General features: G+C 40.8%; 2 protein-coding genes. Both read left to right on the top strand.

Going from position 1 to position 16830, the window contains the following annotated elements:
- The first annotated feature begins 281 nt into the window (after positions 1–281).
- Positions 282–12146 (top strand): ESPR-type extended signal peptide-containing protein, encoded by an 11865-nt coding sequence (locus EO122_RS07845; RefSeq protein WP_127010104.1) that lies wholly within the window; start codon positions 282–284, stop codon positions 12144–12146.
- A 527-nt stretch (positions 12147–12673) separates the two neighbouring features.
- A complete protein-coding gene (locus EO122_RS07840) occupies positions 12674–16726 on the top strand; it encodes a YadA-like family protein (RefSeq protein ID WP_164726000.1) in 4053 nt (1350 codons plus the stop codon).
- Positions 16727–16830 lie beyond the last annotated feature (104 nt).

Here is a 16830-nt window from a genome sequence, read left to right as displayed (position 1 = left end):
ATTGTATACATTGTTTAAATATGTATTTATGCCAATTTTGAATATCAAGTTAAAATTTATTGAAAAAACCAAAAGTAGAATATATAATAAGGAAATAAAAATTAAATATAGATAAAGTAAGAAATGCAAGACCTTTATAAATATAAGTAAACCTATGTATTAACCGACTATAGCTTCATCACAGATCGAGTTATAGTCGTTTTTTTATAAAGGTTTGTATACAAAAATGGTATCTATTATTTACTCTGGTATTGATAGTTTTAATAAAGGAGAGTGGCTATATGTCATTGAATCATATTTATAAAGTTGTTTGGAGCAAAACAAAAGGTTGTTATATTGTTGTATCAGAACTAGCAAAACGAGTAGGTCGCAATAAGGCGAAAGCTATTGTCATTAGCTCTGCTGCTATGGCTATGGCGGTGAGCTCAGTGATGACAAGTACAGTCAGTGCGACTATAAATCAGGCAGGCACAGGGGGAAATGAGAGTGTTGCTTTTGGAGAGCAATCGACTGCAGTGGGATCTGGTGCTGTGGCCTTGGGGAAAACGGCTACAGCTAGTGCTTCTGGTGCTGTAGCCTTGGGACAAGAAACAAAAGCTGAGAAGAACAATGGTGTGGCCATAGGTAAAGGAGCAAAATCTACAGAAGACAGCGCAATTGCCTTAGGTTTTGGATCTAAATCTAGTGGTAACTGGTCAGTTGCTATTGGGTTGGAGACTAAAGCAAATAATAAGCAAGCAGTGGCAGTAGGCTCCAGAAGTCAAGCAAGTGGTGAGAATTCCATTGCTATCGGTAATGCTGCAAATGCATCGAATGAATTCAGTGTTGCCTTGGGTAGTAGTACAACATCAACGAATAAGTTCACCACAGCGGTCGGTGGAAAAGCTTTTGCGAATCAAGAAGGAGCTACAGCTTTAGGATATGAGGCTAGAGCTACTGCTAAAAATACAATTGCTATCGGTAACTTAGCGAAGGCAGAACAAGAAGGAGTCTTAGCCTTGGGAGCGCAAGCATATGCAAAAGCAGCTGATACAATAGCAATTGGTAACTCAGCAACTGCCAAACAAGTGGGAGATATCATCATTGGTAAGGATGCAAAAAGCCGCGACCAAGGTGGAGGACGTAGTGTTGCCATTGGCTTTAAAGCCACTGCGGGAAGTAATAGAAATGGTCATGAAAATGATGATGCTAGTACGGAAAAACGGGGTGATGACGGTAGTGTGGCTATTGGTACGAATGCCTATACAGGACTTAATAAGAATAATACTGCCGTTAACAATTCAGTTGCGCTTGGTGCTGGTGCAGGGGTAGGGTATCGCTCCGTAGGGGATGATGGAACCCCTCTTGGCGTTGGTACAGATGCAGATGATAATACAACCGTATTGGTGAAAGCTTTTGGTGGGACTACCAGTAAATTGGATTATTTCAAAAAAACAGGAAAGGCCCAGTCAGAAGGGTTCTTTTCGTTTCAAGGCGTAGATATTAATGAAGGTACAGCCTTAGGCCGTAACACCCGTGCCATTGGTGACCAATCAGTAGCCATTGGTGCGCAATCTGTAGCCGGTATGGGTTCTATCGTTATCGGTGGTAATGATATTCAAGCCTATGACCAAAAGAAATATTTTAAAGCCAAAAATCCTGATAGTGGAGAGGCTAAAGGCGTCAATGATTATAATGCTGAGGTAACTCCAGGGACTGGAAAAAATGGACAACCTATTACGATTACCAATAAATATAAAGAGCTTGTAGGTGTAGGATTAGATAGATCTTGGCGTGCTAGCTATGGTCAAGACGGCTCTACCGTAATTGGTATGCAGGCTCATTCTACCACACCATTAGGTGTAGCCATCGGTACGAACGCTATCGTTCGAAAAGGTGCCTTCGGTGCTACAGCGATCGGTTCTGGTGCATCCGTAGTGGCGAATGCGGAGGCGGCAGTAGCCATCGGTATGGGATCGGAAGCACGAGGTAATTATGCAGTAGCGGCTGGTACAGCTGCACGAGCAAAGGAGTCTGCAGTAGCTTTTGGTTATAGCTCTCAAGCAGATGTAAATGCTGTTGCTGTGGGTAATAAATCAGTATCAAAAGGTTCTGCCGTTGCTGTTGGTGATGAGTCCCAAGCAGTTGAAGCTTCTGTAGCCGTAGGTCAATTGGCAAAAGCTAAAAAAGTGGCAGATATTGCGGTAGGTCAAGGTGCTGTTGCTTCTGGTGAGCAAGGTGCTATTGCTATGGGCTTAGGAACACAGGCACAAGGTGATTCCTCTATTATGATCGGTGGTTCCGAAATTACTAAGGTAGCTGCACAAACTGTGAACTATCAAAAAGAGAAAAAAGATGCACAAGGCCATACGATTATCAAATCCACTAAAAAAACAGAGACCATTGGTGGAGAACAAATTGAACGAACCATCCGTTCGGTAGAAATGGAGAACACTAGTGGTACTATCCAACAAGCTTATGGAGAGTTAACAAATGGAGGCACCTTAAATACAACTACATTAGATTATTCCTCAACAACAAATAAAAATGGTCATGGATCTATTTCTATGGGGGTACATTCCTTATCTACTGGAGATTTAGGAACGGCGATTGGTACAGGTGCTCGTGTGACAAAATTAGGTGGTGTAGCTTTAGGTACAGGCGCTATTTCTGAGTTACAAAATGGGGTAGCTATCGGGACTGGTTCTAGAGCTGATATGAATTCCATTGGTACTCGTCAAACAGATATTTCTTATGATAATGAAGGTAAAATTGTACCCTTTGATAGTAAAAAAGTAGCTTATACATTCTATTGGGCAGGTGGCACGAATACTTCTGAAGGTGACGTAGTGTCTTTTGGTTCACCAGGGGCAGAGCGACAATTGAAAAATGTAGCAGCTGGCCGAATTGCCGATGATTCTACAGATGCTATCAATGGTTCTCAGTTGAATTCTGTTACAAAGCGTATGTCCAGTGGTTGGGCTGTAGAAGCTGAAAAAGATAAAACTAGCTCTGGCGTATTGAAATTAAATGGGGCTACTGCTATAGCGGGCACTGAAGTGCATTCTGCTAATGGTAAAGCAACGACACGAGAAAACCTAGGAACAGCTACAGGCAATGTCGATAAGATTCGCCTTAATGATGAAGTGAAAATTCGTGTAGGCGATAATTTGGTATTACATCAAGAAGATGCATCTAGACCCGTGTATGAAGATCCAGATAACCCAGACCGTCAAACCGGAACACGTGTAACATCTAAATTTACGTATTCTTTGAATCCAGAATTGACGGGATTAAAAAGCGCTCAGTTTAAAAATGATGCAGGCGATACGACTGATATTAATGGTGCTGGGGTGACAGTCACTCCAGTAACTGTGGGGAAACAATCTGTTTCGTTAACTACGACAGGTTTGAATAATGGTGGTAATGCGATTTCTAATGTGGCAGGTAATTTGCCGATCACTAAAAATAACGATGCTACTACAGGAGCAAGTAATGCCACTACATCTCAAGCGGCGCCAACATTAGGAAATGCTGCGAATCAAGTCAATCCGACGAATGCAGCCACTGTATCTGACGTATTGAATGCAGGTTGGAATCTACAAGGTAATAACACAGCTGTAGATTTTGTAAAACCTTATGATACAGTCAACTTTGTCAATGGAGATGGCACAGCAGCTACTGTGGAAAGTGCAGATGGTAAAACATCTACTGTAAAATACAGCGTAAACCTTGGTGATGGCTTAAAAAAAGATGATTCGACCAACAAAATCACTGTGAGCGCAGCTGACAAATCTTTAACAGTAGGAACAGATGGAGTTAAGGTTAACCCAGGAGATAAGTCATTAAAAACAACAGAGGCTGGTTTAACCGTCAATACAGCTGATAAATCCTTAGAAGTAACGGATGCTGGCTTAAAGGTCAAAGCTGGAGATAAAACGTTAACTACTGATGAAAATGGTTTAAAAGTAAATACTGGCGAAATTGAATCTGTTACTACTGGTGCTAACCCGGGGACTGTGAAAGTAAAAGATGGTGACAAAGGTAAAATTGCTACTGTAGATTCTGTGGTAAATGCTGTGAATAGTGCGGCTTGGATTGCTACCTCTGCCAAAACAACAGCAGGCGAATTAGGGGCAGAAGCTAAGGATCAATCTGTGAAAGCAGGCGACAAAGTTACTTTTGAAGCAGATAAAAATATTAAGATTACACAAGCAGGTAGTAAATTTACTTTTGCTACTAGAGATGACGTATCTTTCAATACTGTACAAGTAGGTGGAGATCAAGGTCCTAAATTAAGTAAATCTGATGTGGGAGATCTAAAAGTATCTGGCCCTAATGGTACGGATCCAGTAAAAATTACAAATGTAAAAGCTGGAGAAATTTCTAGCACATCTACAGATGCTATCAATGGTAGTCAATTCCATAAACTGGCGAATAATACAATTCAGTTAAAAGGACAAACTGGTACTGATATCGCTACTGAAACAAAGAAACAAGAGTTAAATAAAGAAGGTGGAATCGCTTTCACTGTTAAATCAAGTGATGGTACTTTACTAGAAGTTAGTGCAGCAGAAGACACGATCACATTAAAACCAAAAACAGCGACTCTTACAACAGGTGCTGATGGCGTGCCAACAGCGAATACGACAAATGGCAAATTGGTGACTGCTGACCAATTGGTGAATACCTTAACAGAAATGGGTTGGAAAGCGACAGTAGATAAAGATGGCTCTGGTACTGTGTCTGGCGCTGCTACAGAGTTAATCAAAGCAGGTAATACAGTAACTTTCAAAGCTGGTGATAATTTAGCTGTTAAACAAGATGGTAAAAACTTTATCTATTCCTTACAAAAAGAATTAACTGGTTTAACAAGCGCTGAATTTAAAAACCAAGCTGGTGATAAAACTGTAATCAATAGTGATGGTGTAACAATCACACCTGTTACTAATGGCAAACAACCAGTATCTTTAACAAAAGATGGTTTAAATAATGGTGGTAACCCAATTACTAATGTAGGCAGCAACTTAGATGGTGCTAAAACAGGTACAGATGCACCTACTACAAAACATGCGCCTATTAACAGCACAGATGCAGCTGCTCCAAACTATGTAAATCTAAATAATGCAGCTACAGTGGGAGATGTATTGCAAGCTGGTTGGAACTTGCAAGGTAATAGTACAGCTGTAGATTTTGTAAAACCATATGATACAGTGAACTTTGTAGATGGTGATGGCACAACAGTAAGTGTAACTAATACAGATACGAAAACATCTACTGTGAAATATAGCATTAACCTTGGCAATGGTTTAGAAAAAGACGACACTACGAAGAAAGTTCAAATGAAGCCGGCTGATAAATCTTTAACCGTAGGAACAGATGGTGTTAAGGTTAACCCAGGAGATAAGTCATTAAAAACAACAGATGCTGGTTTAACCGTCAATACAGCTGATAAATCCTTAGAAGTAACTAACGACGGTTTAAAAGTTAAAACAGATAATAAAACAATTACTGCAGGTAATGATGGTCTTACCGTTAATACAGGTACTGTGAATGCTGTTGAACAAGGCGATAAAAAAGGTACTGTGGAAGTACCAACTGCTGACGTAGGAAAAATTGCTACTGTAGATACAGTTGCTAAGGCTGTGAATAATGCTGCTTTCACATTGAAAGCGAGTGCTGATGGTGGTACAAGAAATGCAGGCAGTGGTATTGGTGAAACTGGAGAACTTATCAAAGCAGGTAGCACTATAGAAATGATCGCTGGTAAAAACCTGGATGTAAAACATGATGCTAGCGGTAAAATCACATTTGCTACGGTAGAGAATCCTTCTTTCAACACTATTCAAGTAGGTGGAGATCAAGGACCAAAATTATCGAAAACAGACGATGGTAATATCAAAGTATCTGACAAAGATGGTACAAACCCAGTCAATATTACGAATGTGAAATCTAATCTGCCTGATACGAAAAATAGCGATGCTCCGAACACAGCGACAAGCCCAAGTAATGCTACTAAATCACAAGCAGCTCCAACATTGGGCACGTCTGCTAACCAAGTAAATCCAGCAAATGCAGCTACTGTTGGTGATGTGTTGAACGCAGGTTGGAATTTACAAGGTAATGGTTCAGAAGTAGATTTTGTAAAACCATATGATACGGTGAACTTTGTAAACGGTGTGAATACGACAGCTGTTGCATCCACTGTAGATGGTAAAACAAGTAATGTAACATATAATGTCACAGGCTTACCGATTACCTATACTGATAAAGATGGTAATCCAGTATCTAAAATTGGAGATAAATTCTACAAAGTTAATGATAAAGGTCAACCATTAGATGCTAAAGGCAATCCAAGTACAAAGGTTAATAAAGATGGAAAACCAGTAGATGATGCGGGTAATGTCATCGATCCGATTAATACAACTAATAATCCTGTAAAAACATCCTTAGTGAACTCAGCACCTGAAGCTAATAAAACTGGCACAACAAGTCCTACTACCTTGGATAATGTGACAAGCAAGTTGGAGAATTACAAAGCTGATCCAGTGAATGGTAAAGAACCAGCTAAAAATAGTTTGCGAGATTTAACGAATAAAAATGTAACGGATAATACAGTGGCAACAGTCGGAGATATCCGTAATATGGGTTGGATTGTATCTTCTGATAAAACTACAGGGGCCAATGGTGCAGGTACTGCTGATGAGTATTCAGAAGCTGTGAAAAATGCGAATGAAGTACGATTTGTCGGCGAAGGAAGTGCTATTGTATCTGGTAAAACAGAGGGTAATGTTCGTACTATCACGGTAAAAGTAGATAATCAAGCAGGTATTAACAAAACTGTAACTCCTGTGAATTACACAAAAGCAGATGGTACTAAAGTATATCCTCAAGAAGTAGATAATGGAGATGGAACTAAGACAGTTAAATTCTTTGAAAATCCAGATGGATCTGGTGCAGAAGTTCCAAAAGGTGATGTGGTTACATCTATCAATGGAGCAGAAGGTACAACTAGTCCGACTACATTGAAAAATGTGAAGAACAACATTCCAAATGTAAATGATGGCTCCAAAACAATTACAAATCCTGATGGTACAGAAAAAACAGGCGATGTAGAAAATATCAACAAAGCTCCATTAACAGCAGAAGAAGCTGCAGAATTAGCAAATCCAAAGACAAAAGATGGACAAGCTAATCCGAAGTACATTGGCAACAATGCAGCCACAGTATCTGATGTATTGAATGCTGGTTGGAACTTACAAGGTAATGGCGTAGCAAAAGACTTCGTGAAACCATTCGACACAGTAAACTTTGTGAACGGTGGCAATACAACAGCAGTTGTGTCTACATCTGATGATGGTACGACAAGCACTGTAACATACAACGTAACAGGCTTGCCTGTAACTTACACAACAGCAGATGGAACACCAGTATCCAAAATTGGAGACAAATACTACAAAGTTAATGACAAAGGTCAACCAATCGATGAGCAAGGTAACCCAAGCACAAAAGTGAATAACAATGGGGAACCTATCGACAGTAAGGGGAATGTGATTAACCCAGTAGATACATCTACAAACCCATTGAGCTCCAAATTGGTGAACCCAAATGTAAAGAATATAGCGGATGCACCAAATAAACAAACGACAGATCCTACACAATTAGGAAATATTACATCTGGCTTACACAAATATGGTGACAAAGTTGATGGAAAACCAGTAGAAGGCACAACAATTGCTAACACAGGCTTAATTGACTTATCCAAACCAACTAATGGAGATGCACCTAAAGTAAGCGATAACACAGCTGCTACAGTAGGTGACTTACGTAATATGGGGTGGATTGTATCTTCCGACAAGGTTACGAATGATGACGGCACAGCGACTGTTAAGGATTACACAGAGCAAGTACGAAATGCGAACGAAGTGAAATTTGTAGGTAAAGGTACTGCTATCGTCTCTGGTAAAACAGATGCTAACGGTGTTCGGACGATCACTGTAAAAGTAGATGACCAAGTATCTACGAACAATGCGACCATGCCAACAAGCTTCACTACGAAGGATGGTACGAAAGTATATCCAGTGAAAGATGATGCAGGTAATGTAACATACCATACAACTCCAGATGGTAAAGGTACTGGTGATACAACTATCGATCCTAAGAATGTTGTGACTGCGGTGAATGGTCCTAATGGCACTACAACGCCGACAACATTGCAAAATGTGAAGAGCAACTTGCCTAACGTAGATGACAAGAAACAAAAAGCCTTCCATCCAGATGGAACAGAGGTGACAGAACCAAATTCCACTACGAATACTGGTAATGCGAAAGCGCCATTGTCTCATACAGTGGTAGCGGCGATGATGTCTCCATTCATGACGAATGAAGAAGGTGACTTCATTGACGAAAATGGCAATGTCACAACGGATCCTAAGAAATATGTAAGAAACCCTAACTTTGCGGCGAACAACGCAGCTACAGTAGGTGACGTATTGAGCGCAGGTTGGAACTTACAAAATAATGGGGAATCTCGTGACTTTGTGAAACCATATGATACAGTGAACTTCATCAACGGCCTTGGCACAACAGCGGTAGTGACAACTCGTGAAGGTAACACCACAAGTGATGTGACTTTCAACGTTAAACCATCGAATGGTTCTGTGACTGTGGACGAAGATGGTGTGAAAGTAACCACAGGTGAAATTACACCTAACAGGAATGGTTCCGTAGCAGGCCCAACAACTCCAGAAAATGCTAAGACATTGAAAGATGCCTTAGATGCAGCAGTGAAAGAATTAGCCACAGCGAAAGATGCATTAAAAACAGCGGAAACTGCATTGGCAGAAAATCCAAAGGATCCTGCATTGCAAAAAGCCGTGGATGATAAAAAAGCAGAAGTAGCAGCTAAACAAACACCAGTGAATGAGGCTCAAAAAGCTCATGATGATGCAGGCTTGAATAAAATAGCTACTGTACAAAACGTAGCGGATGCTATTAACAACGCTGGCTTTAACTTGAAAACATCTGCTGACGGTGGAGAAAAACTTGTTGGAACTAAGGATGATGGGGAGTTAATTAAACCAAGCAATACTGTAGAAATGGTAGCAGGCAATAACTTGACCGTGAAACAGGATGCAAATGGTAAAATTACATACGCTACGAAGGATAATGTGACTTTCACCAATGTGGATACAGGTACATTGAATGTAGGTAATCCAAATACCTATACAGATGGCAAAGGTAATACGTACACGAAAGTGGGCGACAACTATTACAAACCAGCTGATGTGGTGAACGGTGCTCCTAAAGAAAATACAACACCAGTGACGATTCCTGCAGATGTAGTAGTGAAACCAGTAAGCCCTGTAACCATGAAAGCAGAAGCGGCGAAACCGGCTACGAACAATGTTACCGATGCACAACCATCTTCTGCATTGAATATCACAGCGAAAGATGGCAAGCCGACACAAATTACAGGTGTAGGTTCTACGTTGAATACAAATGTAGTTACAACAACTCCAGAAGGCACAGCAACGAAACCAGGTGCAGCACCAGATACAAAACCGAAAACTGAGGATGCTCATTTGGTAGACTTGAATGGCACAGCTGATGCGCCTGTCAACAAAAATGCAGCTGCTACAGTAGGTGACCTACAAAATATGGGTTGGGTTGTATCTGCGAAAGATGGCAATGGCTACAAAGACGTGGTGAAAAATGCGAATGTAGTAGATTTCAAAGGCGGTAACGGTATTGAAATTACTGGCAACACATTGGCTGACGGTACTCGTGAAATTACAGTAGGTATCAAAGAAGGGGAAGTTACGAATAAAGTCACGATCACTCGTCCAGATGGTAAGAAAATTAAAGCACTAAGAGTTGGAAAGCGTTTCTATAAGCTAGATAAAGATGATAAAGTCACAGGTATTAGCAAAGATGAAAATAGTAATTTAGTAGGCACTCCATTAAGTGTTAATCCTAAGGAGGATACAATTACTAATACTGGTTCGGGGGTTGTAACTGGCAATACCGTTGCTAATGCGATTCAAGCATCGGGGTGGAATATAGGTCTTGGAGAGACGGATAAGGATTTTAGTAAAGAAAGAAAAAATTATGATAAAGTAAATCCTAATGATCATGTGAAATTCGTAGATGGCGCCAACACGAATGTATCTATGGTAACTGTAGATGGAGTTAATGAAGATGGTATTAAGGAAGAAACTACTTTTATCAAAGTAGATGTAAATAGAAATCTAAAAATTGACTCTGTCACAACTGGTGGCACAGTGACTGATAAAAATGGTAACAACCTTGTGAAAGTGGGCGACGATTACTACAAGGAGTCCGACATTGATCCAGTGACAAAACAACTAAAAGAGACTGCTAAACCAGTTTCACCAGCGGATGTAATTCCAAGTAAAGATGGCGCTATGACTGTGAAAGACGCTAAAGGTAACGATGGCGTATCTGCTACAGCTAAAGATGGTAAAGGTACTTTAACATTGAAAGATGCTGGTAAAGATGCTTCTCAAGTAGATATTTCTACAGCAAAAGCACCAGCTGATTTGGATAACACACCAAAAGATGCAGTTCGTGCCAATGACGGTAAATGGTATGCTCCAGCAGATGTGGATGTGAAAACTGAAAATGGTACAACTGTGGTGACACCAAAAGATGGTAAGTCTCCAATAGCAGATGCACCAACGATGGATCGTATCCAATACAAAGGCACAGATGGTAAACTTCGTGACGTTGCGACTATGGACGACGGACTTCGTTTCCAAGGTGATGACGGCGAATCCATCAGCAAACCATTGAACTCTACTGTACAATTGACTGGTGGTAACCGTGAAGATACTGGTAAACCAGTAGCGAAAGATGCGACAACTACAGGCAACATCGGCGTATTCAACACAGATGGTAAATTGTCCGTTCAATTAGCTAAAGACTTAGATAAATTGAACAGCGCTAACTTTGAAAGTAAAACTGATAAAGCTGGCAACCCATTGAAAGTTGTGGACGGTAAATACTATCCAGAAACAGCTGTTGTACGAGATGGTAAAGTGTATGCAGAAGGTACAGTAATCATTGATGGAAAACCATATCCAGCAGGTACAATCAAAGATACTACTGGTAAATTGGTGACTAATGGTCAACCAGCTACAGAAGCTAAACCATTAGATCCAGTATCTAATGATAGAATCCAAGAAGGTCCTACATCTAGATTGACTGGTACAGGATTGACTTTCAACACACCAACACCTAAGGATGAAAATGGTAATCCGTTAGTTTTAGTGGACGGCAAATACTATAAAGCTGATAACTTAGAAAATGGCAAACCAAAAGCTGATGTAAAACCTGAACCTGTGAAACCGGCACAATCTACTGCCTTTACTCCAGATGGATTGGTGGTAACGCCTGAAACAGCTAAAGTAAGAGATGCGAATGGTAACCCTGTTCTTGATAAAGATGGTAGAGAAGTAGTAGATACTACGAAAGTAGTATCCTTCGGCTCCCCAACTATCGCAGTGGATCCTAACACAGGAAAACCAATGGTAGATGCGAATGGAAATCCAGTGATGAAATCTGGCATCTCTGCAGGTGGCCAAGTGATGACGAATGTAGCACCAGGTGTCCTTGATACAGATGCGGTTAACGTATCTCAGCTGAAAGGTGTATCTAATGCCGTGATAAATGTGAATAACCGTATGAATCGTATGGGTGCACAAGCAGCAGCCTTAGCAGGATTACAGACCATTCAGTACGATCCATTAGAGCCAACTCAAATTTCCGCAGGCCTAGGATATTATAAAGGATCTAGTGCCGTGGCACTTGGTATGAATCATTTTAAAAATGAATCTACTATGTTCCACATGGGGGCTTCTCTAAATGGACATGGGGATGAAACGATGGTGAATGCGAGTGTGACTTGGAAGTTTGGAGATAGAGCGGATGAAACTGCTGTAAGAGACACATTCCGTCAAGGACCTATCAGTGCATCTTACACATTACAAGATAAAGTGTCTGCCTTAGAAGTTCAGACTAGAGTACAAAAGGAACAGTTGAAAACGATAAAAGGGTTAGAAAAACAGGTAGAACTATTGAAAGAGTTAAATGAAAAGCAACAAGAACAAATTACTGAGTTATTCAAACGATTAAGTGAAAAATAATGAGAAAATTGTATTTGAGTTATTGTAAGTAAATAAGATAAGATTAGCATTAATAATGTGGGGATGTGAGCATATACGTTAGTCCTATTTCAGATACAGCATCACATGTATATGAACATAGGAAGGATTATATGCTTGCTATCCCTAACTAAAGTAAGTGTAAATTTAAGTACGTAAATCTATGGGTCGTAAATAATTTTATACTGAAATAACTAGCTCTCGCCTTTCACAACATTGTGAAAGGCGGGGGGTGTGTTAGTCTTCGTAGTATTGTATGCATGGTAGGTGTCTATTGATTTGTCTGAAAATGAGGGAGACTTTCAGCGAATATGCTAAATTATATATTGATGTTAAATTTTACAAGTGCTTAATTGAACATATTATACAACATGAATATAATTAAAAAAATTCAATTTGAATAGTCCACAAAAATGGTCTATAATATACTAAAATTATATGTGTTTCAAGTTATGAAAGACTAGACCTAGTCGAGCAAGATGACTAGATCGGAAGATGAGAGGAACAACATGAAGAAACAAAAAGTAGCAGTGTATGTGGCAAGTATGTTAGTGTTGGGAAGTCATGCAGTAGGTTATGCAGAGGGAGATTCCCATTTTGTAGAAAGTGGACAAGTTACAGGAGAAAAATCTGTAGCTATCGTAAGTACAGCATCAGTTAATGGAACGTCTGCCATCGCAATAGGAGATGCTTCTAAGGTGGAAGCGAATCACGCTGTTGCCATCGGTAAAGAATCTAAAGCTAGCGGAGAATCGTCTGTAGCGATTGGAGATCAAAGTGAAAGTATAGGGATTAATAGTTTGTCCTTAGGAAAAGAAGCTAAAGCAAATGGAGAATCTTCCGTAGCCATAGGTACACAAAGTAAAAGTGTAGGACCTAATAGTTTAGCGTTTGGTAAAGAAGCGAAAGCTAACGGAGAATCTTCCGTAGCCATAGGCCCACAAAGTGAAAGTATAGGAACGAATAGTTTGGCCTTTGGAAAGGAAGCTAAGGCAACTGGAGAATCTACTGCGGCCATAGGAAAAGGATCAAAAGCAACTGGAGCATCTACTATAGCTATAGGTACACAGAGTGAAAGTGTGGGAACCAATAGTTTGGCAATAGGTAAAGAGTCAAAAGGGACTGGAGAATCTACGGTAGCCATAGGCCTTCAAAGTGAAAGTACAGGGACTAATAGTATAGCTATCGGTAAAGAAACTAAAGCTACAGTAGATGGAGCTGTCGCTATAGGGGCTAACTCCATTGCAGATAGATCAGGGAAAACGGCTAGTTATATTGGCTATAATCCAATGAGTAATACACATTATAAAGTTGGTGAAGCTGGGGCGGATAATCCAAAGCTTGAAGCCTTATATGAAAAAATTCGTCAAGCTAATTATAAAGTACTACAAGCAGAAGAAGATGTTAAAAGAGCGGAAGCAAGTAAAGATGCTGCAGTTATAGCAACTGCGAATGCGCAAAAAGCTAAAGTAGATCAAGATCTGGTCGATGCAGAGAAGGCTTATGCAGCAGCGATAGAAGAAGCTAATAAAGCGGGTAATGATGCTATAAGTAGTGCTTGGAATGCTACAGATGGGGCGGTGTCTGTAGGCGGTATAAAAGATGGAAAACAACATACTCGTCAAATTACGAATGTAGCAGCAGGGTATGAAGATACAGATGCTGCCACAGTAGGACAACTACGGGTGCTTCGTAATCGCTTAGAACGAGAAAAACCACGATATATCTCTATTAAAAGCCGTGACCTTGGTGTAGATAGCAATGAACTGAATAATACTGCCACAAAAGAGGGGGCGATTGCCATTGGCCCAAGAGCAAAATCGGAAAGTGAAAACGCCATTGCTATTGGGCGTAATGTACAAATTGGTCAAAACTCAAAAAATACAGTAGCTATTGGTATTGGAATTGATAAGACTGGTACGAGGAGTGTCAATATTGGGGAAGGTACAAGTACATTAGGTGAAAATAGTACAGCTGTAGGTCAAGGTGCAAAAGCAGGGGATTCTGCGCTGGCTATCGGTGGTTCGGCTCGAGCTGAAAGTAAGAATAGTGTAGCAGTAGGTCGCGCGGCTACAATTGGAGCTAGTGCATTAGGAGCTACTGCGCTTGGTGATTCAGCAAACTCAGATGAAAGTCAGTCAGTTAGTGTGGGATATAGTGCACATGCGTATCAATTTGGATCTATTGCCGTAGGGGCTCACACAGAGACCCATGGAAATGGATCTATCGCTATTGGTCATAATAGTAAAGTTGGAGAAAGCGGCAATCAAGCATATGCTGGAATCAGTATTGGGATGGACTCCAAAACAGTAGTTAGAAATGGTGTTGCTTTAGGCACAGGCTCTTATGCAGATCGGGATGCAAATTCTACGTCTAATCGTGGCTATGATCCATCTTTACATGGATCTCATTTTGCCGATGCTGCAGCAGAAGCAGCAGTGCCAAGTTTAGAAAGAAGCATATGGAAAGCGACTGACTCAGCTGTATCTGTAGGGAATGGTCGTTCTGGTTATCGTAAAACCCGTCAAATTATTAATGTAGCAGCTGGTGGAGAAGATACGGACGCTGTCAACGTAGCACAGCTAAAAGCTTTAGAAAAACGCAATACAATCTTGGCAGGTAATGATGTGCCGTTTAAGGCAGATGGTAGCGTGTCTGATGCTACTCCGGATACACGTGTGTATACGCCAGGGGATAAAGAAATTAAGATTCAAGGTAAGGCAAACACTGTGTATGGAGTGGCGCCACAAGCAGGTGCAAAAGCTCCTGATGGTAAAAGTGAGTATGCAGCGCCAACGTTATATAGTTCTGACAACTTGATTACCTACAAGGACCCAACAGACTCTATCTTGCGAATTGGCATGCTTAACACGCCAACCTTTACAGGTGTTAATTTTGCTCATCCTACTATGAATATTACCTTAGGTGGAAACGATAGAGGCCAATTAACTTTAACTACCGGTGGTAAAGGCGATGGTGCTACATCTACTACAAGCCCTGTATTGACAGCAGCTTCTTTGAAGGATGTATTAAAAGCTGAAAAAGGCATTAAAATCACTGAAAAAGATGAAGGAGAATATGGTAAAACATACACATTCAGCTTGAATAAGGATGAGTTGAAAGGTGATCCTGACTTCAAAGGTGATAAGGGTGATCCGGGTGCTAAAGGTGACCAAGGTGAGAAAGGTGAAACTGGAGCCAAAGGCGATACTGGGGCTGACGGAAAATCTGCTTTCGAAGTGTGGAGTAAAATGCCAGGCAATGAAAATAAAACGCAAGATGACTTTATCAAAGCCATTACAGGAGCCAATGGTAAAGATGGTGCAGCAGGACCACAGGGACCGCAAGGTGAGAATGGTACAGATGGCAAGTCTGCCTACGAAGTATGGAAAGAAATCCCAGGTAATGGAGAGAAAACGAAAGAAGAGTATCTGGCATCTCTAAAAGGTGAACGTGGAGAAACTGGCGCGGTAGGACCTAAAGGTGAGAATGGTACAGATGGTAAGTCTGCCTACGAAGTATGGAAAGAAATGCCAGGTAACGGAGAGAAAACAAAAGAAGAGTACTTAGCATCTCTAAAAGGTGAACGTGGCGAAACTGGTGCGGTAGGACCAAAAGGTGAGAATGGTACAGATGGAAAATCTGCCTACGAAGTATGGAAAGAAATGCCAGGTAATGGAGAGAAAACCAAAGAAGAATACCTAGCATCTCTAAAAGGTGAACGTGGAGAAGCTGGTCAACAAGGTCCGAAAGGTGATCCAGGTGCAGTAGGACCTAAAGGAGATAAAGGTGAAACTGGAGCAGAAGGCCCAGCAGGTCCTCGTGGTGAAGCTGGTACGACTGTATTGACGACTCCACCGCCAACACCAGTACCAGGTCCAGAAGGTAAACCTGGAGCAACAGGACCTAAAGGAGACAAAGGCGATGCTGGTGTAGCAGGCCCTAAAGGAGACACCGGCAAATCTGCTTACGAGTACTGGAAAGAAATTAAAGGTAATGAAAATAAAACAGAAGATGATTTCCGAAAAGCTTTAGAAGGTGGAACTAAAGAAAATACGCATCATTATGAAGAGCTGGAACGACAAATAGGGATTATTGGTAATGATCTACAAGAGTTACGCAAAGAGAGTCGTGAAGGCGATGCATTAGGTGCAGCCTTAGCAGCATTAAAACCAATCCAATACGATCCACTAGAACCAACACAATTTATGGCTGGTATTGGACATTATAAAAATGCCAATGCATTGGCTCTTGGTATTGCCCATTACACAAAAGAGTCAACTATGTTCCATGCCGGTGTATCCATGGTGCGAGGAGCTACTATGATTAACGGTGGGGCTACTTTTAAATTTGGCAATAGCCCAGAGAAAAAAGCGGTACCAGAACGCTATCGTAATGGTCCTATTTCCTCTGTGTTAGTATTGCATGATGAAATGGTGGCTATGAAAGAAGCTTACGGACGTGAAATTACAGTATTGACACAAGAAAATAATAATCTACGACAAGATATTGCTGCATTGCAAGAACAAATGCAAGAATTGCGAGCTATGGTTCGTAAATAATAAAAGGGTCCTTCGGGGCCCTTTTTCTAGGCTCTTTGTCAAATGTGGGGGCTGCTCATATAAAAAGTTCTTAGCACTAGCTATCTAAATAGCTAGTGCTATTC

This window comes from Veillonella sp. CHU110 (assembly GCF_003992255.1).
Lineage (GTDB): Bacteria > Bacillota > Negativicutes > Veillonellales > Veillonellaceae > F0422.
This window is presented reverse-complemented; position numbering and strand designations above follow the sequence as displayed.

What these genes read in the sequence shown, in the direction of transcription:
- EO122_RS07845 (WP_127010104.1), top strand. Translation starts at nt 282, where the DNA reads ATGTCATTGAATCATATTTATAAAGTTGTTTGGAGCAAAACAAAAGGT.
- EO122_RS07840 (WP_164726000.1), top strand. Translation starts at nt 12,674, where the DNA reads ATGAAGAAACAAAAAGTAGCAGTGTATGTGGCAAGTATGTTAGTGTTG.